Genomic DNA, 24127 nt, shown 5'->3' with positions numbered 1-24127 from the left:
ACAAGCAGGCAGCAAAAAAAGGGCGGGGCTTGTCGCCCCGCCCTTCTTACCAGGCCTGATTCAATGCCCCCACAGAATCAAGGTGTCTCGCCTTGTGCCAGACGTGCCTGGATCGCCTGCACCACAGCCGGGAAATCGGCCACGGTTTCAATCACGTAATGAGCACCCGACTGACGCAAACGTTCGCTGGCACGCTCCACCCGCGCTTGTACCTCTGCCGGATCCGTTTGGGCCAGTTCCTCCAGGGACAGCCCCACTTCATTGCCCGACAGGCTCAACCCTACCGTCCACATACCGGCGCGGCGGCCTTCTTCAATACCCGGTACGGTATCGTCCACTTTGATGCAGCGACGCACATCGCCCACACCCAAAGCCAGCACATTGGCCAGTGCCATGAAGGGGCCAGGTCGGCCACCAGCAGGCAACTCATCACCGGCAATAATGCAGTCCGGCGCAATGCCTTGGCTGGCAGCGGCGGGCAACAAGACATCCAGCACCTGACGCGGATAGCCGGAGCAAGAGCCAATTTTGATACCCTTGGCACGTAACTCTTCCAGCACAGCAGCCGCACCTTCAATCGGGGCCGAGTATTCCGCTACCTTCTCGATCTGCATAGGCATAAAACGCTCATAGATAGCGTCAATGTCGGCATCGGTAGACGCACGATCGAACTGAGCCAACCACTGATTCTGAATCGACTCGGTGGCCAGCAAGGTACGGATGTGATCACGCTTGGACAAACCCATCGGACCACGGGCCTGCTCCAGGCTGATTTGAATGCCAAATGTGGCAAAGGCATCCACAAAAATCTGCGTCGGTGCCAAGGAGCTGAAATCGACCAGCGTGCCTGCCCAGTCAAAAATGACAGCTTCGACCTTGTCCGACATCAGCGTATTGAGCGCATTGAAATTCTGAGTCATTGTTTGCAACCTTCAGTCCTAAAAACAAGCCGGCTTAAAAACCGATTTATACCTGCACCGCATCCAGAGCATGTGCACCAATAAAATTACGTCCGCGTGGTCCTTGCAGTGCCTGGGCAATGCGCTGTTGCCACTGTTCGGGCGATACCCCGTAGCTGGCCGGATCAATGCTGACCCCCAGACTTTGCAAAAAACCACTTAAGGCCGAGACGGCTTGTGGTCCGTTGCGAGCGTCAAAAATCGACAATAAAAACTGATCCAGCTGTTCATCCTGGCCCAAGGCCATCTGCATGACGTGCGGCAAGCTAAAGGAGCATGCAATGCCGTGTGGCAAGCCTTGCTCCAGAGTCAGGTCATAGGACAGGGAGTGCGCCAGAGCTGTCTTGGTATTGGAAAAAGCCAGGCCCGCCATCGCTGCTGCCACAGCCAGTTGAGCACGCAGCTCCAGGTTGGACAGATCCTGCATCAACAAAGGCAAACTGCTGATCACTTGTCGTGCTGCCGATACCGCCAGGCTGGCCGACACGGGATTGCGATTCACGTTCCATAAGGACTCCAGCGCATGCGACAAGGCATCCAGACCACTGGCCAAAGTAGCGCCAGCGGGCAGGCTGCACATCAAGGCCGGATCAATAATCGCGGCCTGAGGCCAGGTCCAGGGCAGATGCAGGGAGTACTTGCGCCCCTGCCCCTTATCCCAAATGGTTGCCCAGGGGGTCACTTCGCTCCCGGTTCCTGCCGTGGTGGGCACGGCAATCAGGCTGCGCACCCGCCCTGGAGGCTGGCTCAGGCTGGTATTGCCCGACAAGCAGTAGAGCAGTTCGGCAAACGTCCCCGAAGGGGTGCTGGTCAACATGGCTTTGGCGCAATCAATCACACTGCCGCCTCCCAAGGCGATAATGCACTCGGCCTCAGGGTAGTCACGCCACAGACGCTCGTACAACGGCGCCAACCAGGACACATCCGGATTCGGTTGAATATCGGTTTCAATCGCAACCAGTTGCTCACCCAACAAGGCTTGCAGGCGCTCGCACTGCCCCAGCTCCCGAGCCTGCGGAAAGGCAATCAGAATGGCCCGGCGGCCGCCCAAGCGTTCAGGCAAACGCTCGAACGCACCATTGCCAGCATCAATCTGAACGGGATTGAAAAAATGCCACATAAGAATCTCGAATAAAAACGGCGATCAATCGCGGCCGTTGTTGCGAATAGCCTCGCGCAGGCGATTGGAAATCAGGTCAGCCACTACTACCATCACCGTAATGACCACGATGCAGGTTGCGGTTTCCTGATACTTGAACAGTTTCAGGCTGCTGACCAGCTCAAAGCCCAAACCACCGGCCCCCACCATGCCCAGCACGGTGGCCGAACGCAGATTGACCTCAAAACGATACAGAATCACCGCAATCCAGGCCGTAATCACCTGAGGCAACACCCCGAACACAATCACTTGCAAGGGACGGGCACCAGTAGCGCGCAAGGCATCCAGCGGACCTTGGTCAATCTCTTCTATGCTTTCCGCAAAAAACTTGCCCAGCATCCCCACACCGTGGACAGCCAGAGCCAGCACACCCGGGAAAGGACCAAGCCCCACCGCGGCCACAAACACCAAAGCCAGGATAAGTTCGTTGATACTGCGTATCACGTTCAAGCTTTGACGGGTAAAACTGTACAGATAACGGTTGACATTCAAGTTACGGGCCGCCAGAAACGACACCGGAACGGCTCCCAGCACACCTAGTACCGTGCCCCAAATTGCGATCTGAATCGTCTCGATAGCAGGCGGGACCAGACTGCCCAAAATACTCCAGTCAGGCGGGAAGGTGCGGCTTAAAAAGTCAGCAATCTGCGGCAGGCCAGCCGCAAACTCGGCGGCGCTTAACTGTGCGCCTTGCGCACTCCATTGCAGCCCCACGACAATCGCCGCGACCAACACAGCCGTAGTGACCCAGCTTTTAACACTCGTAGGCGTGGACATGACCCAGGAATACTTATGTTCCATGATCAGGCTCCCTTGGTCGCAATGGTCAGTGGTTCGTTCAGGAAAGAGGCCGCGGCCTCATTGACCTCTTGGGAGTGCGCACCGCCCTGCCCTGGCTCCGGGCCAGGATAGATACGGGTCAGATCATCTTCCGTCATCAGATCAGGAGCGCCGTTATAAACCACCCGACCATGGGCCAGGCCCACAATACGGTCGGCAAACTCACGGGCGTAATCGACCTGATGCAGGTTGCACACCACGGTAATACCCAGTTCCCGACTGGCGTCGTGCAAATAACGCATCACCAGACGGGCTGTTTTAGGGTCCAGGCTGGCAACCGGTTCATCAGCCAGAATGATGCGGGGACGCTGCGCCAGGGCACGGGCAATGCCCACACGCTGACGCTGGCCACCCGACAAGGAATCCGTGCGGGCCTGGGCTTTATGCGCCAGCCCCACCCGCTCCAGACAGTCTTTGGCCAAGGCAATATCAGCACGGCTGAACAGTTGCAGGATCGAGCTCCACACGGGAACCGCCCCCAAACGCCCGGTCAATACATTGCGCAGCACTGACAAACGAGGCACCACATCGTGATGCTGGAAAATCATGGCAACCTGGCGACGCAAGGCCCGAGTATCCTGAGCCGACATGGCATCAATACCAGCCACCGACATCTCTCCTGTATCGGCCTGCGCCAACCGATTCATGCAGCGCAGCAAGGTGGACTTGCCCGCTCCGGACTGACCCAGCACAACCAGAAACTCACCGGCTTGTGCATCCATGTCCACACCGCACAGGACATCATTGGAGCCATAGCTTTTGTTCAGGCCACGCAAACGGATCATTTCATGCTCCGCAGATCCAGGTTCAGCACCTTGGCGGTATCACGCACTACGTTGTAAGCAGCATCGTCAGTCGCCTGAAAACCATTCAACATGCCCTGATCACCCCAAGGTACATCTTTGATGTTGGCCAAGGCCTTGGCCACTTTCTCTTTCACACTGGGGTCCAGATCCTTGCGCCAGACCATGGGCGACTCGGGAATATCGTTGGAAGACCACACCACTTTCAAATCATCCTGAGCCAATTGGCCTTTGGAAATCGCGCTGGCGTAAATGCGGTCGGCCACAGCAGCAGCATCCACTTTCTTGTTGGCTACCGCCAGCAAGCTGGCATCGTGCGAACCGGAGAACACCACACGGGAGAACAGCTCTTCAGGCTTGTAACCATCGTTTTCCAGACCGGCTTTAGGGAACAGATGGCCGGACGTCGAGCTAGGGTCTACAAAGGCGAAGGTGCGATCTTTCAACTGATCCACCGTGTCAATCCCGCTATCGGCACGCACCACAATCAAGCTCTTGTAGGCGCTTTTACCTGTTTTCTTGGTAACAGCGACTGCGAAGGCTTCTACATCCGCCACCGAGTTGGCCAGCACGTAGGAAAACGGCCCCAGATAGGCCACGTCCAGCTTCTTGGCACGCAGGGCTTCGATAATGCCGTTGTAGTCCGTAGCCACAAAAGGCTCGACCTTCATGCCGGACTCGCGCTCCAGTTGTTCAATCACCTGCTTGCTCGATTCGATCATGGCCTGCGAGTCTTCGGCAGGAATAAGACCAATCGTCAAAGTGTCCTGGGCGGCCTGGGCGGCAGTTCCAAACACCGAAAAGACAATGGTGGCGGCACTTGCCGCGATAAAAGAGCGGCGGGCTGTCTGAAATACGTTCTTGTTCATGGCAGTCGTCCTGAAGGTTGCTGGGAGGAATACCGACATAGTAGAAAGATCACATTGCCTTCATATTATGGATTTAAGATTCAAAACATCAGTTATCTATAGATGGAGTCTATATGTCTGCCGCACGCCTACGTGCCTTTCTGGCTGTTGCCCGACATGGCAGTTTCAGCGCCGGGGCCCGCGCCCTGGGATTGGCCCAACCCACCGTGACCAAGCAAGTACAGGGGCTGGAACAGCAACATGATGTGGAGTTGTTTCATCGCCGGGGCAGAGGTGTCCAACTGACCCAGGTGGGGATGGCGCTGCTGCCGGTCGCGCAACAACTGGGCGCGCTGGAGGTCGATGCCTTCAACCTGCTGCATGACAGTGGGAAACTACATGTAGGCCGACTGCGTATTGGCGCAGTCGGCCCTTTTCATGTCATTGAAATGGTGGAGGCCTATCACCGACTGTTTCCCGGCGTGGACATCTCTATTCATATGGGAAACTCGGCACAGGTGCTGGCCGATCTGGCCGACTACGCCACCGACATTGCCGTGCTGGCCGGAGCCAGCGAGGACCCGGCCTTTCACACCGAACACTACGCCAGCCATGCTGTCATTTTGTTCGCCCCCTTGTCGCATCCTTTGGCCCAACACGACAGTGTGCCTTTAGCTGCCTTGCAGGACGCTCCCTTGCTGCAGCGGGAATCGGGCTCGACCACACGCGCCTGCCTGGAAGCAGCACTGGAAAAAGAAAATATCCGGCCCCGCGCCGTCATGGAAATCGGCAGCCGGGAAGCCTTGCGTGAAGCCGTCGCCCGGGGACTAGGCGTGGGGACAGTGTCCGAGGCAGAGTTCATCCCGGACCATCGTTTCAAAGCGGTTCGTATTCAAGGCGATCCCGTGCGCACCGACACCTATTTGTATTGCCTGACCGAACGCCGGGAGAGCCGAATGATCACACAATTTTTCACTGAGGCTTTGGGATTACGCAAGCAAATACAAACGTCGACATAGACGTATTTGTGAGCTTTCGGCTACTGTGCATAAGAAGGCCATGACAGTCAGCGATGTGTTTCGTCCATTTTCTGCGCGTAGACTCACCGTCTGAAGGCCCGTCAGTTTTGTTTGATTGACCCCCAGGGAGGACGAGAACCATGCTTGGCATGATGATGAATACCCCGCTGTTAGTGTCATCCATACTGCGTCATGCGGCCAACTACCACGCAGACCGCGAAGTTGTCTCACAAACGGTAGAAGGCCATATCCACCGCTACACCTATGCAGACCTGTCCAAGCGCAGCCAAAAACTGGCCAATGCGCTTCAGAAAATGGGCTTGCAGCAAGGAGACCGCGTAGGCACCCTGGCCTGGAACGGCTATCGTCACCTGGAGCTGTATTACGGCGTCTCAGGCTCCGGGCTGGTATGTCATACCATCAACCCGCGTCTGTTTCAGGATCAAATCGGCTACATCATTGAACACGCTGGCGACAGTGTCCTGTTTGCCGATCTGAGCTTCATGCCAATTCTGGAGGCCCTGGCCGAGCAACTGTCCAAGCTGAAAGCCGTGGTCATCATGACCGACGAAGAGCACATGCCCAAGTCGGACTTGCTGCCCAATCTGAAGTGCTATGAAACCCTGATTGCCGCCGAGTCCGATCATTTCGACTGGCCCGTGTTTGACGAGAACACTGCATCGGGCCTGTGCTATACCTCCGGCACCACCGGCAACCCCAAGGGCGTGCTCTACAGCCATCGCTCCACCATCTTGCACGCCTTTGCCTTGAGCCTGCCCGATGCTCTGTGCCTGTCGGCCTCCGATACCATTACCCCGATTGTGCCCATGTTCCACGTCAACGCCTGGGGCCTGCCTTACGCTGCCTTGATGGTGGGCGCCAAACTGGTCTTGCCCGGCCCCAAACTGGACGGCGCTAGCCTGCACACCTTGTTTGAAAACGAAGGCGTCACCATGACGGCCGGTGTACCTACCGTCTGGCTAGGTCTGCTGGACTGGATGCAGGCCAATGGCAAAACCTTCAGCAGCCTGCAACGTCTGGTCATTGGCGGTTCATCTGCACCACCCGTCATGATTACCCGCTTCCAGAAGCTGGGCGTAAAAGTGCGCCACGCCTGGGGCATGACTGAAACCAGCCCCGTCGGTCTGGCCGCCGCCTTGCTGCCCCAGCACGAATCCTTGCCTGAGAACGAAAAACTCAAACTGCTGGCCAAACAAGGGCGTCCGCTCTTTGGCGTCGAGTTCCGGGTAGATGGCGACGATGGCCAGCCCATTGCGCGCGACGGCAAAATGTTTGGTGCCATGATGGTGCGCGGCCCCTGGATTGCCAGCGCTTACTTCAACAATCAGGACAGTTCCGCCCACACAAAAGATGGCTGGTTCAATACAGGCGATGTGGTCACCATCGATAAAGACGGATTTATCCAGATCGTGGACCGCACAAAAGACGTGGTGAAATCCGGTGGTGAATGGATCAGCTCGATCGAGCTGGAAAACATTGCTCAGGCTCACCCGGCAATCAAGGAAGCCGCCGTGGTGGCCAAGCCTGACGAGCGCTGGGGCGAGCGCCCGGTTCTGGTGGTGCAATTGCAAGACGATGCCACCTTCACCAAGCAGGACATGATTGATCTGTTTACAGAACAAGTCTCCAAATGGAGCATTCCTGACGAGCTGATCGTGGTAGATGAACTGCCCCACACGGCAACCGGCAAACTCTTGAAAACCGCTATTCGCAAGCTGATTCAAGAAGATCTGGACAAACTGGCTACGCAAAACAAGGTGGTTTAAGCGACGCCTAGGCAGGCATCAAACCCAGCGTCAGACAGCACAATCAAGGAGCCAATCTAGGCGGCCTTGAAGTGCGATAGCAAACTGCCCTCCGAAGGTGTGGATAGTTATCCAACTTTCGGGGGGCAGTTTTTTTGCTTTTACCTTTACCTTGGCTTTTGCCAGGATCAGAGACATAGACTTGGGTTCTGGCTATGGCTATGGCTATGGTCGCTCAGTTTCAAGGCACTTAGCACTGAAATAGCAAGGCTTTTGTGAAGAACACCGCTTTAGCAGCAGCCTGAACATAATTCATTTTTGTGCAAATGGAAGACTCAGACTGCTGCGCTTGCTACTGCTAACCCACGTCTTTCCTGCAAATTACCCGCTGCATTCACGCTGCTGATGACCAGCCTCAACAGCAGGGCCTTTTCAAGGATGAACAGGGGTAGGAATGTCCCAGATATTCAGGCCCGCGTTCTCACGCTCCCAAGCCCTTACAGAGAACTTGGCACGGTTGAACAGGCCCAGATAGTTTTCATAGCGAATCTTGTTACCGACTTCCACAGGCAGTTCTCCCAGGAAGTCCCGCATCTTGGACAAGTCCGCGTGATACTGCTCTGGCGACATCAAGCCACCCGGCGTCACAGACGTGGGAGGGGTCGATTCAAAGCGGTTACGCGTGAAGATCACCACATCCGAGCCCCACAGAATCCGGTTTTGGTATTCCTTGAAGAAATTAAGCCAATCCTGGCGGCTGGGCATTCCGGGTTCGGGGTGAAGCATATAGTCCTGCACCAGATCCCAGGAAATATCGGTAGACCAGCTTGGGCAAGCATCCAACACTTTCTTTACGCGCGTAATGTGATCCTGAGTCGGCTTCACAAAACGCCCCAATCCAGTATGCGCCCATACCACTCTGGCCTTGGGTGCATGTCCGCACACATGTTTCAAACCCTCCACATAGTCCTGGTCGGGATAGACATGCTCCAGCTCACCCTGATAATTGACCTCTACCCGGTACATATCGTTGTGCAAAATCGCGACCAGGCCAATTTCCTCGATCGTTTTGAACAGATACTCCAGGGATTCGGAATAGAGCGACACCTTGCTGCCATCACCCGCGTCCGGAGGCAAGGGCACGGAGGGCGCCTTGGTTTGCTCTACCGTTTCACCGGCTAGTTTGCTGGACACCAGCTCCTTGTGAATGGTGAATTCGCCCACCCCGGCAAACACGCCTGGAAAACTAAGCACCGCACGCTTGATATGTTGCGAGGCATAGACGTCCATTGGATTGAACGCCGTGATCATGACATCCAGTTTTTCCTGATACTGGGGTGGCAGCCGCTCGTACTCGCGGGCAAACATGGCATCGACAAAGGAGTAGTAATACAGGTCGGCCTTAGGGCCAATATAGTAATTGGGCCCGTACATCTGATTGCCAGGGCCCTGAGCCTGATAGAGCTCGAACCCATCCCAACGCTGCTGCAAAGGAATAGGCATGATGGTCGAGCGCACAATCTGCTGCAAATTGCCGCCCATATACCTTTCTGCATATTCCTTTAAAGGAATCCCCTGCATGGCATAGTTGGATGCATGGAAATGTACGTCGGCATAAAGCTGGCTGGTATCCAGCCTGGGTTCCGGGCTTTGGGCCACAGCATGGCCCTGCAAGGCAGCCAATAAAATCAGACCGTAACCCGCTACTGTTTTTGCGTTTATATGATGACAAGTCATTCGTGTCTCCCTATCTACAAGTCGTGTGCAAAGCCTGATACTGCAACTTGTCGATAATACCGACACACTCATCCATAAATAGCAAAAAATAACAGATATTCTTTTTTAAACTTTATTTATATTATTTTCTATCTATTTAAATTTTCAATATTAATTGCCATACAAAAAAGATCACCACAATAACAAAAAAACCCAACCATAATTTCAAAAAACAATTAACAACAACTTATTAAAACCTGAACAATCAGGCTACTCACACCGCTTGGCTATCCAACTCAACGCCATCAAGCAAGCCGCCCCTAGGAGACAGAATTGGCAAATAGCAGTGATGCACCCAGACCCAGCAAGGCTGCACCAATTCCCTTGTCCAGCCATCTTTGCCGAGCCAGCATGGCGGCCCGCAAGCGTTTATCTGAAAACACCAGTGCCACCACGCTGAACCAGACCCAATGAGCAAAGGACATCCAGAAACCATAGGCAAAATTCAGCCAGAATGGTGCATCCGGCTGTACCAACTGAGTAAAAGTCGCCACCACAAACAACATGGTTTTAGGATTCAAGGCATTGGTTAAAAAACCCATACCAAACGCCTGCCAGGCGGTGGGCACACAAACTGCTTGACCATCGGTATCAGGCACAGCGCGGTTACTGAAAGACTGATAGCCCAGGTACATCAAGTACGCCGCCCCCACCACCTTCATCATCCAAAACAGAGTGGGAGATTGAGTAATCAGAATCGCTACCCCCAACACCGTGTAAACCACGTGCACTTGCACGCCGGCCGCAATGCCCAAGGCTGAAATCAGACCAGTCTTGCGACCAAAGGAATAGCCATTACGAGTGACCATGGCAAAGTCTGGGCCTGGGCTGATCACAGCCAGGATAGTAATGGTGGCAACCGCCAACAGTTCATGCATATTTAACAAGCCTAAGTTTGATGAAATCGGCGTTATGAACGACTGTTCATACAGCCAGAATGCAGTATCAGTCCTACACTCCTACTAATGGAAAAATCTCTGCCCACAGGACCTCACTGTCGAAAAAAAAATTTCTCTCAGAAACAGAGAATATTTTCAGATAATTTATGGCTACATCTAACTTTCAAGTTATTTTTTATTCCTGCTCCAACAACGAATATTTCGTCAAACCCAGAAAATTCATTAACCAAAAAATTATTTATTTCGTCCCAATCTCGCCATCAAAGGATGTCATTATTGATAATCCTGTGCTAATTTAAAAACGATAATTACTGCATCATTTCTGTGAGTTTTCATCGACTATGCAAATTCCCAACCTCACGGCTTTTCGCTACTTTGATACGGCGGCTCAGGCAGGCAGTTTTGTGCAGGCAGCGCAAGTACTCCATGTCACGCACGGCGCTGTCAGCCGACAAATTCGTGCACTGGAAGAATCGCTGGGAGTCGAGCTGTTTGAAAGGCGCAATCGGGCCGTATTTCTGACGCCTGCAGGTCGCCAGCTCTTGCATGTCACCGCCCCTATGTTTGAACGCCTGGAAGATGTTGTTCACCAACTGCAACAAAGCCAGCGCGAACATGCCTTGGCCGTCTCCTGCGAGCCCACTATTGCCATGAAGTGGCTGATTCCGCGTCTGGGGGGGTTCCAGGCCTTGCACCCCAATATCACCGTGCATCTGATTACAGCCGGAGGGCCGGTGAACTTCGCGCAAATGGGGGTGGATCTGGCCATACGCCGCGACGACTTTCATTGGGCGGACTCGGTCTGCGGCCTGAAGTTATGCGAGGAGCGAATAGGGCCTGTCTGCCAAGCGCAATACCCTCACACGCAGGACACGGCCCAACAGGTGCTGATACAGAGCAGTTCTCGACCCCAGGCCTGGGCCACTTGGGCGCGACTTAGTGGCCAGCCCATACGCGCTGCCAACAAGCTGGAACTGGAACATTTTTATTTGTGTATTCAGGCGGCCTTGTCCGGGCAAGGCATGGCGATCGTGTCGCATCTGATGGTGGAGGACGAATTGCAAAGCGGCCAGCTTATCGCCCCGCAGGGTTTTATCCCCGACGGCTCGGCGTACTATCTGCTCTCCCCGCAGGCTCTGGATCAAAACCCACGTGCAGAAGTCTTTGCTGACTGGTTGAGCGAGCAGATGGCGACATAGCCCTACTCACAGACAGCACCAGACACCTTACGGTGCCCTCCCAAAACACAATCATGGCTTTGCCTTTGCCATCCGCGTAGACAAATAGTCTGAAAAAACCACCAGTACACAAATCAACTATTCAATAATTGTTGAATTATTGTATTATATGCCCATGGAAGAATCTCACGTTATCCGCTCCCTGGCCGCCTTGGCCCACGAAGCCCGCCTGCGGGTATTTCGCGCACTGGTTGTAGCCGGTGCGTCCGGGCTGACACCCGGCACCTTGGCCGAACAGTTAAGCATCGCTCCCAATGCCCTGTCCTTTCATTTGAAAGAACTCAGTAATGCCGGCTTGATTCATAGCGAGCGCCAAGGCCGCAACCTGCTCTACAGCGCCACCTTTCCCGCCATGAACGATCTACTGGCCTACCTGACAGAGAACTGCTGTCAGGGTGAAAACTGCCTTACAGCGCCCAACTTGTGCCAACGCCCCTAAAAAAGCCAACTAACACCGATTCAAATCAACCAACCGCTTGTTGGCCTAATACCCAAGGCCTGACCGCCTGCCCCTGACGACAAAATTTGCCATGCTCACATCTGTCCTGATTTTCCTTGCCACCCTGATCTTGGTCATCTGGCAGCCCAAAGGCTTGGGCATAGGCTGGAGCGCCTCTCTGGGCGCGGCCGCGGCCCTACTTTCAGGTGTGGTGCAGTGGAGCGATCTGGATGTGGTGTGGGGTATCGTCTGGAATGCAACCGCTACTTTTATAGCAATCATTATCATCAGCCTGGTGCTGGATGAAGCCGGTTTCTTTGAATGGGCCGCACTGCACGTTGCCCGTTGGGGGGCAGGCAGTGGACGCAGGCTTTTTGCATTTATCGTGATTCTGGGCGCTGCCGTGTCTGCCCTGTTTGCCAACGATGGCGCTGCCCTGATTCTGACGCCTATTGTCATGGCCATGTTGCTGGCCTTGGGCTTCTCGCCCGCCGCGACCTTGGCCTTTGTCATGGCGGCAGGGTTTATTGCCGACACGGCCAGCTTGCCACTGGTCGTCTCCAACCTGGTCAACATTGTCTCGGCCGACTATTTCAAACTGGGCTTCACGGACTACGCCGCCATCATGGTGCCCGTCAATATCGTGTCCGTGCTGGCCAGCCTGCTCGTCTTGATCTTGTATTTCCGACGTGACATTCCTGCCCAATATCGCCTTGAGCAGTTGAAACCACCCGCACAAGCCATTACGGACATGGCGACCTTCAAGGCAGGCTGGATCGTGCTGGCTTTACTGCTGACCGGTTTTTTCGCACTGGAGCCCTTGGGGATTCCCGTCAGTGTCGTTGCCGCTGCCGGAGCCATCATTGTGCTGACGGTTGCCGCTCGTGGCACAGTCATCAGCACAAGGAAAGTGCTGCGCGGTGCGCCCTGGCAAATCGTCGTGTTCTCGCTGGGCATGTATCTGGTGGTGTATGGCCTACGTAATGCCGGGCTGACCAACCATCTGGCCCTGCTGCTCGATGAGTTCGCCCAGGCTGGCGTGTGGGGAGCCGCCATGGGCACAGGCGTCCTGTCTGCCCTGTTGTCCTCGGTCATGAACAATATGCCCACGGTCCTGGTCACGGCCCTGTCAATTGATGCTTCCAGCGCCCAGGGCGCCGTCAAAGAAGCCATGATCTACGCCAATGTCATCGGCAGTGACCTGGGGCCCAAATTCACACCCATAGGCAGTCTGGCCACCTTGCTCTGGCTGCACGTACTGGCCCAGAAAGGCACAAAAATCAGCTGGGGCTACTACTTCAAGGTAGGAGCCATCCTGACCACCCCCGTCTTGCTGATCACTCTGGCGGCCTTGGCCCTACGGCTAGGTATCGCCCACTAACCCCCTGACATCGAGCACAAGGCCATGAGCAACATCACCATCTATCACAACCCCGCCTGCGGCACCTCGCGCAATACCCTGGGCCTGATCCGCAATAGTGGTCAAGAGCCCACCATCATCGAGTACCTGCAAACACCACCAGACCGCGCCACACTGATCAGGCTGATAACAGACTGCGGCCTGAGCGTGCGCGAAGTCCTGCGCCAAAAAGGAACACCTTATGAGGAGCTGCAACTGGGCGACCCCAAATGGAGTGATGAACAACTGATTGATTTCATGTTGCTGCACCCCATTCTGATCAACCGTCCCATTGTGGTCACACCGCTGGGCACACGCTTGTGCCGCCCTTCGGAACAGGTGCTTGAAATACTGCCCCAGCCGCAGCAAGGCGCATTCCGGAAAGAGGACGGCCAAGCCGTCATTGATGAAAAAGGACAAAGAATTGAGCCAGCCTGACTTAGCCAATCTGGACAAGCACGCTTTTACGAGCCCGACACTGTCAGAGTTGCCGCCTCCAAGGCGGGCTACGCATGCGCCTCGAATTCTGCTTTTGTACGGCTCTTTGAGGGAACGCTCCTATAGCCGATTGTTGACGCAAGAGGCGGCGCGACTGCTGAACGCAATGGGTGCCGAAACCAAGATCTTTGACCCACACCAGTTGCCTTTGCCCGATGGCGCAACAGATGAGCACCCCAAAGTGCAGGAACTGCGTCAATGTGTACAGTGGGCCGAGGGCATGGTCTGGACTTCGCCCGAGCGACACGGTGCCATGAGCAGTGTCCTGAAAGCACAAATTGATTGGATTCCGTTAAGCATCGGCTCCGTACGCCCAACGCAAGGCAAAACACTGGCGCTCATGCAAGTCTCTGGCGGGTCCCAGTCCTTTAACGCCTTGAACCAGATGCGCGTCCTGGGCCGCTGGATGCGCCTGATCACCATTCCCAACCAGTCCTCCGTTGCCAAAGCCTTTCTGGAGTTTGACGACCAAGGCCGCATGAAACCCTCCCCCTACTACGATAGGGTGGTCGATGTCATGGAAGAACTGATCAAATTCACCTTGCTGACACGCGACTGTGCGGATTATCTGGTCGATAGATACAGCGAACGCAAGGAGACGGCACAGGAACTGTCAGCGCGGGTACAACAGCGCAGCATCTAGCACCCTGATCAGGGCGGGAAACACAGAGTCTGCCTGCTTTTACAATACAAAGCAGCCGTACAAGCCCTTCTGCGCTTGCGGCTGCTTTGCGCCATGCCTCACACTAGCATCAGATTCCCTTCATCTTTCCCTGCCAGGCTGTGCATATGCGTATTCTCTTAATCGAAGACGATTCCTCGCTGGGCAGTTCCTTGCAGTCCTGGCTACATATGGACGGCTATGCTGTGGACTGGTTACAACGCGGCGATCAAGTTGCCACGGCCTTGGCAACCCATACCTATCAATGCATCCTGCTGGATCGGGGCCTGCCCGGCCTGGACGGCGATGCCGTTTTGCGTAGCTTGCGAGGAGCCGGTAGCCCTCATGCCCACGTTCCCGTCATTGTGATCACCGCCCGCGATACCTTGGCAGACCGAGTGCAGGGCCTGGATCTGGGAGCAGACGACTATCTGGTCAAGCCGTTTGACCTGGAAGAGCTATCCGCACGAGTACGCGCGGCCTTGCGTCGCAGCGCGGCACAGGCCAGCTCCGAATGGCGTCACGGTCCCGTCGCTATTGACCCGACAGCCAAGCGTGTCACATTGAACGATCAGCCTGTGGCTGTAACCGCACGCGAATTTGCTGTTCTGCAGGCCTTGATGCACCACCCCACCCATATTTTGAGCCGCGCTCAGCTTGAAGAAGCCCTCTATGGCTGGAGCGAGGAAGTGGAGAGCAACGCGATCGAAGTCCATATTTACAATCTGCGCAAGAAACTGGGCAGTGACTTCATTGTCACTGTACGCAATCAAGGCTATGTGCTGGCCCCCGCATGAAACATCTGCTCCGTAAACTGACGCGTACCCGCTCCAGCCCTAATGCTTCGGCATCACGCCCGCAAGGCTGGTCCCTACGGCGTCGTCTGCTGCTGACCGTAATGGGAACCAGTATTGGCCTGTGGCTGGTCAGCCTTTCCATTGTGGTCAGTGTCGCCTGGCACGCTACCGGTGATGTTCTTGATGACGCACTGGAGGAAGGTGCCCGTCTGGTCTTGATGTTGGACCCGCAGGAGACTTCACCCGGATCCAATACAACGGGCACAGGCCTGAACCGTGACGAGGCGCTCAAACTGCGCATGTACTACCAGTTGGTCGCGGCAGATGGCCGTGTGCTGCTGCGCGGCGACGACACACCTGAAACGGCTTTTTTACCGCAGGCACACAGCAAGCAAACCACCACCGTCCGGGTCGATGATGAACTCTGGCGGGTTTACGTGCGCCCTGGGTCGGCAGGCGTGACCGCCCAGGTCGCCCAACCTATGGAAGAACGTCTGGAACTGCTGGAGGATATGGCAGAAAATCTAGCCTGGCCCGTGTTGGGACTGCTGGCGCTGCTGGGCCTGTCAAGCTGGTTCCTGATCCGACGCCTGATGCGTCCTTTGGAAGATACCGTCAAACGCATCAACGCCAAATCCCCCGATGACCTCACGCCCGTGCAGGGTGACCATCCGCCCCGTGAACTGCAGGCCATGCTCGATGCCCTCAACACCTTGATGGCACGTCTATCCACAGCACTGGAAAGTGAGCGGCGCTTTACCGCCGATGCCGCCCACGAACTGCGTACCCCTTTGGCTGGGCTGCGGATGCGCGTTCAATTAATTGAACGCGAACTGCAACTACCTGATGCCCATCTACAGCAATTACGCGCTGATCTGGATCGCTGCACCGCCCTGGTAGAAAGTCTGCTCGCCCTGACAAGACTGGAACCACAGGCAGAACCTCTGAAACGTGAAACCGTAGACCTGAATCAAATCCTGGACAACCTTAGCCCATCCCTGCCCTCGGTGTCAGTGAACATGGAAAGAGCCTTGGCCGTGACAAGCTTGCAGGCTGCGCCGGTATTGTTAAGCAGCGCCTTACGCAACCTGATTGGCAATGCCATTCGCTACGGCGGCGCAGGCGTCCGGGTACGAATCGAAACGACACGCAGACACGATGGCGGTGTACGCCTTGCGGTCCGGGACAAGGGGCCTGGTGTTCCCCTCGAACAACGGGCCAGACTGGGAGAACGGTTTTTTCGCGTACTGGGCACCGGCCAAGCCGGCAACGGCCTGGGCTTGTCTATCGTGGCCCGCATCGCGGCCTTGCACGATGCCAAACTATCCTTTGAAGAAGGGCTGGACGGCCAGGGCCTGAGTGTCATACTGGATTTTCCACCCCGTTAAGAGTCTTAAGATTGCCTTCAGGTTCAGGAGTTCTACTAACACTATTCCGCAATCGGCGGAACATTGACCCGATAACCCGATACAGGAAACCCAATCATGCGATTCACTTTACCTACCCTCGCCGCCGTCCTTGCCCTGAGCGCCAGCGCTGCTATCGCACAACCCGCCAGCTACACCGGCCCAAACAATGCACCTCAGGCGAGCAGCGCCGCTGGCTCTTACTCCGGCCCCAACAATGTGCCACTACTGACCGTCAAGCAGTTGCTGGAGACCGGCCGCGACGACCAAATCGCACGTTTACAAGGTCGTCTGGTCTCGTTTGAAGGCGATGAACGCTACATTTTTGAAGATGCCACCGGCCGTATAACCGTGGAGATCGACAACGAAGACTTCCCGGCTGGCCAGACCATCAGTGCTGAGCAAAAAGTGGAACTGACTGGGGAATTCGACAAAGGCCTGCGCAAGACGGAGTTTGAAGTCGACCGCCTGACCTTGGTTCCTTAAACAGCGCCTGTGCTGCGAAGCATCACCACGGCAGAAAGACGCAGACACCCCCAGCAATAAAAAACCCGCCTAGCTTGCGCTGGGCGGGTTTTCATATCGAATTCTTGGCGGACAGAGGGGGATTCGAACCCCCGATACGCTATAAACGTATACACGCTTTCCAGGCGTGCGCCTTCAACCACTCGGCCACCTGTCCTACTTATTTTTTCTGGCCAAGCAATTTGAAGCTGCTAATGCCAAGTCCATAATAATAGCAGCACTTATCCTTATAAGGCAAGTGCTGAAATTTTTTTGGGCTAAGCCTTGTTGCTGAGTGGTTACTGACTGCTGAACCGTAGGATAAGCCTGGTCTCAATTTATCGTGAGTTCGGACTCTTGGCCTGCTTCTAAAGAGACGATTGATACTGCTCGGCAGACTTAATCAAACGACCATCGGCACTTGCCTCAAGGCCACAGTCAAGGTGATAGGGTCGGAAAAACGGTAGGCTCAAATTCACAGGCTTGAAGGCATGCTCTTTGCAGTATCTGGCCGCCAGGCCGAACAGCAATACCTGACTTATTCCGAGTCCGGCGGATACGCCCCACCGACGGCTCGCAGCAAGGCTTCCCAATGATCACGTTGGCGTGCCAGAACACGCAGATCGGCACCTAGCAAGCGCACATCGGTAAACTCGAACGGCTCTACATCGTCCAGCCCGGCCAGCTCGGTAATATCGGCCACGCCTCGTCCCTGCCCCAGAATCTTGGGGGCCAGGTACATCAGCAATTGGTCAACCACACCTGCATCAATCAAGGCACCAGAAAGACGCGCCCCTGCTTCTGCGTGGACTTCGTTGATCTGCTGATCTGTCATCCAGTCCAGAACGGCGCGCACATCCACCTGACCTTCGTGCAAAGGCATGGGAATGACTTGTGCATTGCGATCTGCCAACTCGGCTTCGCGTTCGGGATCCCGACGATGGCTAAATACCCAGCAAGGCGAGCCATCCAGCAAGGCAGCATTGGGGGTCAGACGCAAATGCGTGTCCAGCACGGCTTTGATGGGTGGACGTGGCGTAGAAACCGCCCGTACATTCATTAGCGGATTGTCCGCGTTAACCGTACCTATGCCCGTCAACACGACACAACTGCGAGCGCGCCAATGATGACCATCGTCACGCGCCTGCGGCCCGGTAATCCATTGAGAGCTGCCATCGGGCAAGGCACTGCGGCCATCCAGCGAGGCGGCCATTTTCATCCACAACCAGGGGCGTCCACGTGTCATGCGGGCAAAGAAACCAGCGTTGATCGCCAGCGCCTGCTCGACGCACAAAGGGCCATCTACCGTAATTCCCGCCTGACGCAGGCGCGAAACACCATTGCCTGCCACCAAGGGGTTGGGGTCGTACATGGAAAAGACGACTCGCCCGGCACCTGCTTTAATCAGGGCGTCGGCACAGGGAGGCGTACGCCCGTGGTGACTGCAAGGCTCCAGGGTGACGTAGAAAGTAGCCCCGGCCACATTGACGCCGCGCTCTTTGGCTTGGCGCAAGGCCATCACTTCAGCGTGAGGCCCACCCGCCTGCTGCGTGGAACCTGAAGCCAGCAATTGGCCATCGCGCACAATCAGGCAGGCGACTCGTGGATTGGGAGCACTGATATACAGGGATTTTTCGGCCAGCTCCAGGGCTTGCCGCATCCAGATGACGTCTTCTTGCTCGACCATCGCCTTAGCCGCGGTCGGGATCGTTCATTTCGTCGATCGCCTGTACGAACTCGCGGATGTCCTTGAAGCTCTTGTAGACCGAGGCAAAGCGCACATAGGCCACCTGGTCCAGTTGCTTGAGCTCGGCCATGACCAGCTCGCCTATGGTCTCGGAAGAGACTTCGCGCTCGCCAGTCAGTTGAAGTTTTTCTTCGATGCGCTGCACAGCGGCATCGACCTGAGCCATGGGGATAGAGCGCTTGCGCAGTGCAACACCCATGCTCGCCCGCAGACGTGCGGGATCAAAATCCATACGAGTGCCATTGCGCTTGGCCACGACGGGCAGGCTCAGCTCAGCACGCTCGTAAGTCGTGAAGCGCCGTTCACAGGCCGAGCATTTGCGACGTCGCCGTATGGCGTCGCCTTCTTCGGTGATTCGAGAGTCGATCACCTGGGTATCGGCATGGTGGCAGAACGGACACTTCATTCAAGATCGCGGGCCTTGCGGCCCGCTCCGGCTGGATTACTTGGAGGAGTAAACGGGCAACTTGGCAGTCAGCTCGTGTACACGGCGACGAACGTCCGCCAAAACGGCTTCGTCGTGAGGGTTGTCCAGTACATCAGCAATCAGATGCGCCGTCAATTCCGCTTCGGCTTCCTTGAAACCGCGAGTGGTCATGGCAGGCGTACCCAAACGCACACCGCTGGTGACAAAGGGCTTTTCAGGGTCGTTAGGAATGGCGTTCTTGTTGACCGTGATGTGAGCCTTGCCCAGCGCTTCTTCGGCCACCTTACCCGTGATGCCCTTGGGACGCAGGTCCACCAGCATCACGTGACTTTCTGTGCGACCGGACACGATACGCAGACCACGCTCAACCAGAGTGCGGGCCAGCACGTCGGCGTTCTTTACGACCTGAGCGGCATAATCCTTGAACTCAGGAGCCAAGGCTTCTTTAAAAGCAACGGCCTTACCGGCGATCACGTGAATCAGTGGGCCACCTTGAATACCGGGGAAAATAGCCGAATTGACGGCCTTTTCGTGCTCGGCCTTCATCATAATGACGCCACCACGAGGACCGCGCAGGGACTTGTGAGTCGTAGAAGTCACGAAGTCAGCGTAAGGCACAGGGTTGGGGTAAGCACCACCAGCCACCAGACCAGCGTAGTGAGCAATGTCCACCATGAACAAGGCACCGTTCTCATGAGCAATACGAGCCATGCGTTCAAAGTCGATGCGCAGGGCGTAAGCCGAAGCACCACCGACGATCAGCTTGGGCTTGTGCTCTTTGGCCAGACGCTCCAACTCGTCGTAGTCCAGCTCTTCGTTCTCGTCCAGACCGTAGGACACGAAGTTGTACAGCTTGCCCGAGGCATTCACGGGGGAACCGTGGGTCAAGTGACCGCCTTCAGCCAGGCTCATGCCCAGAACGGTATCACCGGGCTTGAGTACAGCCATGTACACGCCCTGGTTGGCTTGCGAACCGGAGTTGGGCTGCACGTTGGCCGCTTCAGCACCAAACAGCTCTTTCAGACGGTCGATAGCCAATTGCTCGACCACATCCACGAACTCGCAACCGCCGTAGTAGCGCTTGCCAGGATAACCTTCCGCGTATTTGTTGGTCAGTTGTGTGCCCTGGGCCTGCATCACGGCGGGGCTGGTGTAGTTTTCCGAGGCGATCAGCTCGATGTGCTGCTCCTGGCGCACATCTTCGCTTTGGATCGCAGCCCAAAGATCGGGATCAACTTTGTCAAGAGTCGCAGAACGGTCAAACATGAGGGTTCCTAAGGATAAAGTAGGTAGCAAACTAAGAAAGCAATATTTTAGCGCGGAAGCGCATCAAACCACCCAGACAAACGTCTCCGGTGGCAGAAACCCCAAAAAATGCGGAAATAAGTAAGGCGGCAGCGGGCGGACTCAAAAGAATATGAAAAAAACTCAAATAGTCCGCCCAGGGCAATCAGGGCTGCTGAATCAAACGGGGATTCACGGTATATAGGCCGGTCAGGGATGCACGGCCCAGAATATGGCCTTCCATGGCGCGCAACACATCCTGCCCCGTAAAGCGCCCTTCCAAAGGTAGCTCGGCGATATCCAGGGCATAGACCGTAAAGACATAACGGTGCGGCAAGGCATCGTTCCACGGCGGGCACGGGCCGTCGTAGCCAAAGTAATCACCGTTCATGTCGCGGTCGCTGGCAAACCAGTTGGTAAAGTCGTTCACGCCCTGGCGCGTATCGTCCAGAGCCAGTGGGCCGGCTTTACCACGTGGCGTGATGCCCTTGGAATAAGAGCCTTCTGCCAGGCTACGCAGCTCGGGCGAAACGTTAATCAAGACCCAATGAAAGAAATCCACCCGAGGCAAATCCGCCGGTACCTCGCGCCCATCCTGATTCACATCGTCCGGTTTACTAGGGACATCGGGGTCGTGGCAAATAACCACGAAAGATTGGGTCTGCTCGGGAACATCGGACCATTCCAAATGCGGATTGGCGTTACCGGCCAAGGCGACTCTCGATTGTGCGTCGTAACGGCAAAATGCCAGACGCTCGGGAATCACGCTCTGATCTTGAAAAGAATCACTACGCAGTTTCATTGCAGACCTCCACAATCAATCAGCCGGTCAAAGTGACTCGCGCAAACTTGCGCTTGCCCACTTGCAGCACATAGCTGCCCGGCTCCAGTTGTAAACCTTTATCGTCCACACGTTCGCCATTGATGCGCACGCCGCCCTGCTCCACGTTGCGCTGGGCCTCGCTACCGGAAGCAACCAGACCCGCTTCGCGCAAGACGCGCAGCAAGGCCAATTCACCGGCCACGGTGACCTCGGGCATATCTTCGGGCATTTCGCCACGGCGGAAACGGGCATCGAACGTTTCCAGAGCCTGCGCGGCTGCTTGGGCGCTATGGAAACGTGTGACGATCTCCTGTGCCAGCTCCACTTTGACTTCACGTGGGTTACGGCCTTCTTCGATCTGCTTTTGCAGACTGGCAATATCTTCCAGACTACGGAAAGACAACAGCTCGAAGTAACGCCACATCAAGGTATCGGAGATGGACATCAATTTGCCGAACATGGAATCCGGCGTTTCACTGATACCAATGTAATTGCCTTTGGATTTGGACATTTTTTCTACGCCGTCCAAACCCACCAGCAATGGCATGGTCAAAATACATTGCTGTTCCTGACCATATTCTTTTTGCAATTCACGACCAACCAGCAAATTGAATTTCTGATCGGTGCCGCCCAATTCAACATCGGCTTTCAATTGAACGGAGTCGTAGCCCTGCAATAAGGGGTACAAAAACTCGTGCACCGAAATAGGTTGATTCGCCTTAAAGCGTTTGGTGAAGTCATCACGCTCCATCATGCGGGCTACGGTATAACGCGAGGCCAACTGAATCATGCCGCGCGAACCGAGCTTATCGCACCATTCCGAGTTATAGCGAACTTCGGTACGGGCCGGGTCCAGAACCAGTGCAGCCTGATCGTAATAGGTCTTGGCGTTGGCAATAACCTGCTCCGGCGTCAAAGGCGGGCGAGTCGTGTTGCGCCCGCTAGGATCGCCAATGGTCGAGGTGAAATCACCAATCAAAAAAATGACGGTATGCCCCAAATCCTGCAGTTGGCGCATCTTGTTGAGCACCACCGTGTGCCCCAGGTGAATGTCAGGAGCCGTGGGGTCCAGCCCCAGCTTGATACGCAAGGGTTGCCCCGTTGCATGGCTGCGCGCCAGTTTGCGAGCAAACTCGGATTCGACGAGCAATTCGTCGCAGCCGCGTTTAACGATGGCTAAATCAGCCAGGACTTCTGGAGAAAGGGGCTCTGAGGGGGATGACATAACAAATCTGGTGACAAACTAATGAGTAAAAATGCTCGAAAAATTAAGCCTAATGCGCTAGGATAGCCTGCTATTGCGAGACGTGCTTAATAAATGAGCAAGGTTTCGTAAACAAACCATTTTATCATTCCCGCGCAGGTCAGATTGCCAGGGCAGGAATGTTCTGTCCGCCCAGTACAACTGACCTCCGCTTGCCAGCCAAGCGGACAGTAAACCGTACATCCAACAAGGTTCTGGTTTTATGTTCAGCAAAGGGAAACGCTCCTGCTCCCACCTCGACATCCACCAGCCTCGGTTCGCCCGAGCCCTAGTTATCCGCACCGGTTTGATCGCGCTTGCCCTTGGCTCCTTTGTCGCTGCGGGTGCGCTTGCCGTGGTCATGCCCAGCAGCCCGGAACCCCAGATTTACCAAGCCCGCACTGCCTTGACCCTGCCTTCGGAGCTGACGGTGCTACAGGCTCAGGACCAGCAAGCCTACATTACTGAAACCCGTATCCGCCGCGGCGACACCTTGTCCGCCCTGCTCCAGCGCATGGAAATCAGTGAAGAAGGGCTATTGCAATTTCTGACGCATGATAAAAAGGCGCGTTCGATCTACAAGCTGTACCCAGGTCGAGCCATACAAGCCGCACTGGATGCCAACGGCAATTTGCAGTGGCTGCGCTACCGTCATACCCCCTATTCCGAGCAATCCGGCCAAGGCCAAGCCCGCTGGCTGGAAGTGCGCCCTGATGGCAATAACGGCTTTATCGCCCAGGAACAGAGCGATCTGGCCCAAACCCGAGTACGAGTGGCCCAGGCCACCATCAACAGCTCGCTGTTTGGCGCCAGTGATCAGGCCGGTATCCCCGACAACATCACCCTGCAAATGGCGGATGTGATGGGCAGCAAAATCGACTTTCTGAAAGACCTGCGCAAAGGCGACAGCTTCCGCGTGGTCTACGAATCCTACGGCCATGAAGGCCAGGACGTAGGTTCAGGCCGCTTGCTGGCAGTGGAGTTCAATAATCAGGGCAAAACCCATGAAGCCGCTTGGTTCCAGCCCGAAAACGGCTCTGGTGGCTATTACGATTTCAGCGGCCAAAGCCTCAAAGGTGCTTTTCTGCGTACGGCCTTGAAGTTCACCCGTATCAGCTCGACTTTTGGTGGTCGCCGCCATCCGGTGCATGGCGGCTGGCGTAACCACAAAGGCGTAGACTATGCAGCACCCTCTGGCACCCCCATCCATGCCACGGCAGATGGCACAGTGGAATTCATAGGTCGCCAGAACGGTTACGGCAACACCATCATTCTTAAGCATCACGGTCAGTTCACCACGCTGTACGCCCACCAAAGTCGCTTTGCCGCTGGTCTGCGCAAAGGAGACCGCGTAGAACAGGGTCAACTGATTGGGTACGTTGGCTCGACCGGCTGGGCAACAGGTCCGCACCTACATTACGAATTCCGAATTGCCCAAAAAGCCGTTGACCCTCTGTCGGTAGACCTGCCAGTAGCCCGCGTCCTGGATGCGCCGCAGCGCAAACAGTTCCAGCAGACCCTGGCTTCCTACCAGAGCAACTTTGCCTTGCTGCACACAGATGCTGAACCCGTAAAGCTGGCCAGCCGCTAAA

23 protein-coding genes and 1 tRNA gene are annotated in these 24127 nt (G+C 55.7%); 11 read left to right on the top strand and 13 right to left on the bottom strand.

Going from position 1 to position 24127, the window contains the following annotated elements; translation table 11 throughout:
• Positions 1-77: 77 nt before the first annotated feature.
• From phnX to phnD, 5 genes are read right to left on the bottom strand one after another with little or no spacing between them, the layout of a single operon-like run.
• Entirely contained in the window at positions 78-920 is an 843-nt protein-coding gene (gene phnX / locus CA948_RS16555; RefSeq protein ID WP_094197682.1) for a phosphonoacetaldehyde hydrolase, read from the bottom strand.
• Positions 921-966: 46 nt separating this feature from the next.
• Positions 967-2079 (bottom strand): iron-containing alcohol dehydrogenase PsrA, encoded by a 1113-nt coding sequence (gene psrA, locus CA948_RS16550; RefSeq protein WP_108728570.1) that lies wholly within the window; start codon positions 2077-2079, stop codon positions 967-969.
• Positions 2080-2103: 24 nt separating this feature from the next.
• Positions 2104-2895 carry a phosphonate ABC transporter, permease protein PhnE gene (gene phnE, locus CA948_RS16545; RefSeq protein WP_395013916.1) on the bottom strand — a complete coding sequence of 264 codons (792 nt, stop codon included), beginning with the start codon at positions 2893-2895 and terminating at the stop codon, positions 2104-2106.
• 26 nt (positions 2896-2921) lie between these two features.
• The gene (gene phnC, locus CA948_RS16540; protein WP_108728569.1) at positions 2922-3743 is read right to left on the bottom strand and encodes a phosphonate ABC transporter ATP-binding protein; all 822 of its coding nucleotides are present in this window, start codon (positions 3741-3743) and stop codon (positions 2922-2924) included.
• A complete protein-coding gene (gene phnD, locus CA948_RS16535; protein WP_094197686.1) occupies positions 3740-4630 on the bottom strand; it encodes a phosphonate ABC transporter substrate-binding protein in 891 nt (296 codons plus the stop codon). Before phnD ends, phnC begins: the two co-directional genes overlap by 4 nt.
• Before the next feature lie 113 nt (positions 4631-4743).
• Here phnD and CA948_RS16530 point away from each other — a divergent pair, with 113 nt between their 5' ends.
• Together CA948_RS16530 and CA948_RS16525 are read left to right on the top strand one after the other, a co-directional pair.
• On the top strand, positions 4744-5628 hold the full coding sequence (locus tag CA948_RS16530; protein ID WP_108728568.1) for a LysR substrate-binding domain-containing protein: 885 nt from the start codon (positions 4744-4746) through the stop codon (positions 5626-5628).
• 140 nt (positions 5629-5768) lie between these two features.
• Positions 5769-7415 (top strand): long-chain-fatty-acid--CoA ligase, encoded by a 1647-nt coding sequence (locus tag CA948_RS16525; protein WP_108728567.1) that lies wholly within the window; start codon positions 5769-5771, stop codon positions 7413-7415.
• A gap of 411 nt (positions 7416-7826) precedes the next feature.
• Here the strand turns inward: CA948_RS16525 and CA948_RS16520 are convergent, their stop codons facing one another.
• Both CA948_RS16520 and CA948_RS16515 read right to left on the bottom strand, forming a co-directional pair.
• The gene (locus CA948_RS16520; protein WP_108728566.1) at positions 7827-9131 is read right to left on the bottom strand and encodes a hypothetical protein; all 1305 of its coding nucleotides are present in this window, start codon (positions 9129-9131) and stop codon (positions 7827-7829) included.
• Between the two features lie 299 nt (positions 9132-9430).
• Positions 9431-10048 carry a LysE family translocator gene (locus CA948_RS16515; protein WP_108728565.1) on the bottom strand — a complete coding sequence of 206 codons (618 nt, stop codon included), beginning with the start codon at positions 10046-10048 and terminating at the stop codon, positions 9431-9433.
• Positions 10049-10410: 362 nt separating this feature from the next.
• On the opposite strand from CA948_RS16515, the gene CA948_RS16510 reads away from it, so the two are divergent.
• From CA948_RS16510 to CA948_RS16475, 8 genes are all read left to right on the top strand, one after another.
• Complete coding sequence (locus CA948_RS16510; protein WP_108728564.1) at positions 10411-11268, top strand: LysR substrate-binding domain-containing protein; 858 nt, start codon at positions 10411-10413, stop codon at positions 11266-11268.
• 154 nt (positions 11269-11422) lie between these two features.
• Entirely contained in the window at positions 11423-11746 is a 324-nt protein-coding gene (locus CA948_RS16505) for an ArsR/SmtB family transcription factor (RefSeq protein ID WP_094198429.1), read from the top strand.
• A gap of 91 nt (positions 11747-11837) precedes the next feature.
• Positions 11838-13127: an arsenic transporter gene (locus tag CA948_RS16500; RefSeq protein ID WP_108728563.1), complete on the top strand. Its 1290-nt coding sequence runs from the start codon at positions 11838-11840 to the stop codon at positions 13125-13127.
• A 24-nt stretch (positions 13128-13151) separates the two neighbouring features.
• A complete protein-coding gene (arsC, locus tag CA948_RS16495) occupies positions 13152-13583 on the top strand; it encodes an arsenate reductase (glutaredoxin) (RefSeq protein ID WP_094197694.1) in 432 nt (143 codons plus the stop codon).
• A complete protein-coding gene (gene arsH, locus CA948_RS16490) occupies positions 13552-14286 on the top strand; it encodes an arsenical resistance protein ArsH (RefSeq protein WP_203226727.1) in 735 nt (244 codons plus the stop codon). The genes arsC and arsH overlap by 32 nt, the downstream gene beginning before the upstream one ends.
• A gap of 146 nt (positions 14287-14432) precedes the next feature.
• Positions 14433-15101, top strand: a complete 669-nt coding sequence (locus CA948_RS16485; protein WP_094197695.1) for a response regulator transcription factor — start codon at positions 14433-14435, stop codon at positions 15099-15101.
• Positions 15098-16489, top strand: coding sequence for an ATP-binding protein (locus CA948_RS16480; RefSeq protein WP_108728562.1), 1392 nt, complete (start codon positions 15098-15100; stop codon positions 16487-16489). Before CA948_RS16485 ends, CA948_RS16480 begins: the two co-directional genes overlap by 4 nt.
• Positions 16490-16585: 96 nt before the next feature.
• A complete protein-coding gene (locus CA948_RS16475) occupies positions 16586-16993 on the top strand; it encodes a YgiW/YdeI family stress tolerance OB fold protein (protein WP_108728561.1) in 408 nt (135 codons plus the stop codon).
• A 105-nt stretch (positions 16994-17098) separates the two neighbouring features.
• On the opposite strand, the gene CA948_RS16470 is transcribed toward CA948_RS16475, so the two are convergent.
• The 6 genes from CA948_RS16470 to tyrS form a co-directional block, all read right to left on the bottom strand.
• Positions 17099-17189, bottom strand: a tRNA-Ser gene (locus tag CA948_RS16470).
• Positions 17190-17549: 360 nt separating this feature from the next.
• Positions 17550-18698, bottom strand: coding sequence for a bifunctional diaminohydroxyphosphoribosylaminopyrimidine deaminase/5-amino-6-(5-phosphoribosylamino)uracil reductase RibD (ribD, locus tag CA948_RS16465; protein ID WP_108728560.1), 1149 nt, complete (start codon positions 18696-18698; stop codon positions 17550-17552).
• A gap of 4 nt (positions 18699-18702) precedes the next feature.
• Positions 18703-19164 carry a transcriptional regulator NrdR gene (gene nrdR / locus CA948_RS16460; protein WP_094197704.1) on the bottom strand — a complete coding sequence of 154 codons (462 nt, stop codon included), beginning with the start codon at positions 19162-19164 and terminating at the stop codon, positions 18703-18705.
• Between the two features lie 36 nt (positions 19165-19200).
• Positions 19201-20451 (bottom strand): serine hydroxymethyltransferase, encoded by a 1251-nt coding sequence (gene glyA / locus CA948_RS16455; protein WP_094197705.1) that lies wholly within the window; start codon positions 20449-20451, stop codon positions 19201-19203.
• Positions 20452-20635: 184 nt separating this feature from the next.
• On the bottom strand, positions 20636-21271 hold the full coding sequence (locus tag CA948_RS16450) for a YbhB/YbcL family Raf kinase inhibitor-like protein (RefSeq protein ID WP_094197706.1): 636 nt from the start codon (positions 21269-21271) through the stop codon (positions 20636-20638).
• 19 nt (positions 21272-21290) lie between these two features.
• Complete coding sequence (tyrS, locus tag CA948_RS16445; RefSeq protein ID WP_094197707.1) at positions 21291-22517, bottom strand: tyrosine--tRNA ligase; 1227 nt, start codon at positions 22515-22517, stop codon at positions 21291-21293.
• 325 nt (positions 22518-22842) lie between these two features.
• On the opposite strand from tyrS, the gene CA948_RS16440 reads away from it, so the two are divergent.
• On the top strand, positions 22843-24126 hold the full coding sequence (locus tag CA948_RS16440) for a M23 family metallopeptidase (RefSeq protein WP_420866717.1): 1284 nt from the start codon (positions 22843-22845) through the stop codon (positions 24124-24126).
• The last annotated feature ends 1 nt before the right edge of the window (position 24127 follow it).

The sequence above is a fragment of the Alcaligenes aquatilis genome (assembly GCF_003076515.1).
Classification (GTDB): Bacteria; Pseudomonadota; Gammaproteobacteria; order Burkholderiales; family Burkholderiaceae_B; genus Alcaligenes; species Alcaligenes aquatilis.
This window is presented reverse-complemented; position numbering and strand designations above follow the sequence as displayed.

Coding starts and splice junctions, on each gene's coding strand:
- phnX (WP_094197682.1), bottom strand. CDS start 920: ATGACTCAGAATTTCAATGCGCTCAATACGCTGATGTCGGACAAGGTC.
- psrA (WP_108728570.1), bottom strand. CDS start 2,079: ATGTGGCATTTTTTCAATCCCGTTCAGATTGATGCTGGCAATGGTGCG.
- phnE (WP_395013916.1), bottom strand. CDS start 2,895: ATGTCCACGCCTACGAGTGTTAAAAGCTGGGTCACTACGGCTGTGTTG.
- phnC (WP_108728569.1), bottom strand. CDS start 3,743: ATGATCCGTTTGCGTGGCCTGAACAAAAGCTATGGCTCCAATGATGTC.
- phnD (WP_094197686.1), bottom strand. CDS start 4,630: ATGAACAAGAACGTATTTCAGACAGCCCGCCGCTCTTTTATCGCGGCA.
- CA948_RS16530 (WP_108728568.1), top strand. CDS start 4,744: ATGTCTGCCGCACGCCTACGTGCCTTTCTGGCTGTTGCCCGACATGGC.
- CA948_RS16525 (WP_108728567.1), top strand. CDS start 5,769: ATGCTTGGCATGATGATGAATACCCCGCTGTTAGTGTCATCCATACTG.
- CA948_RS16520 (WP_108728566.1), bottom strand. CDS start 9,131: ATGACTTGTCATCATATAAACGCAAAAACAGTAGCGGGTTACGGTCTG.
- CA948_RS16515 (WP_108728565.1), bottom strand. CDS start 10,048: ATGCATGAACTGTTGGCGGTTGCCACCATTACTATCCTGGCTGTGATC.
- CA948_RS16510 (WP_108728564.1), top strand. CDS start 10,411: ATGCAAATTCCCAACCTCACGGCTTTTCGCTACTTTGATACGGCGGCT.
- CA948_RS16505 (WP_094198429.1), top strand. CDS start 11,423: ATGGAAGAATCTCACGTTATCCGCTCCCTGGCCGCCTTGGCCCACGAA.
- CA948_RS16500 (WP_108728563.1), top strand. CDS start 11,838: ATGCTCACATCTGTCCTGATTTTCCTTGCCACCCTGATCTTGGTCATC.
- arsC (WP_094197694.1), top strand. CDS start 13,152: ATGAGCAACATCACCATCTATCACAACCCCGCCTGCGGCACCTCGCGC.
- arsH (WP_203226727.1), top strand. CDS start 13,552: ATGAAAAAGGACAAAGAATTGAGCCAGCCTGACTTAGCCAATCTGGAC.
- CA948_RS16485 (WP_094197695.1), top strand. CDS start 14,433: ATGCGTATTCTCTTAATCGAAGACGATTCCTCGCTGGGCAGTTCCTTG.
- CA948_RS16480 (WP_108728562.1), top strand. CDS start 15,098: ATGAAACATCTGCTCCGTAAACTGACGCGTACCCGCTCCAGCCCTAAT.
- CA948_RS16475 (WP_108728561.1), top strand. CDS start 16,586: ATGCGATTCACTTTACCTACCCTCGCCGCCGTCCTTGCCCTGAGCGCC.
- ribD (WP_108728560.1), bottom strand. CDS start 18,698: ATGGTCGAGCAAGAAGACGTCATCTGGATGCGGCAAGCCCTGGAGCTG.
- nrdR (WP_094197704.1), bottom strand. CDS start 19,164: ATGAAGTGTCCGTTCTGCCACCATGCCGATACCCAGGTGATCGACTCT.
- glyA (WP_094197705.1), bottom strand. CDS start 20,451: ATGTTTGACCGTTCTGCGACTCTTGACAAAGTTGATCCCGATCTTTGG.
- CA948_RS16450 (WP_094197706.1), bottom strand. CDS start 21,271: ATGAAACTGCGTAGTGATTCTTTTCAAGATCAGAGCGTGATTCCCGAG.
- tyrS (WP_094197707.1), bottom strand. CDS start 22,517: ATGTCATCCCCCTCAGAGCCCCTTTCTCCAGAAGTCCTGGCTGATTTA.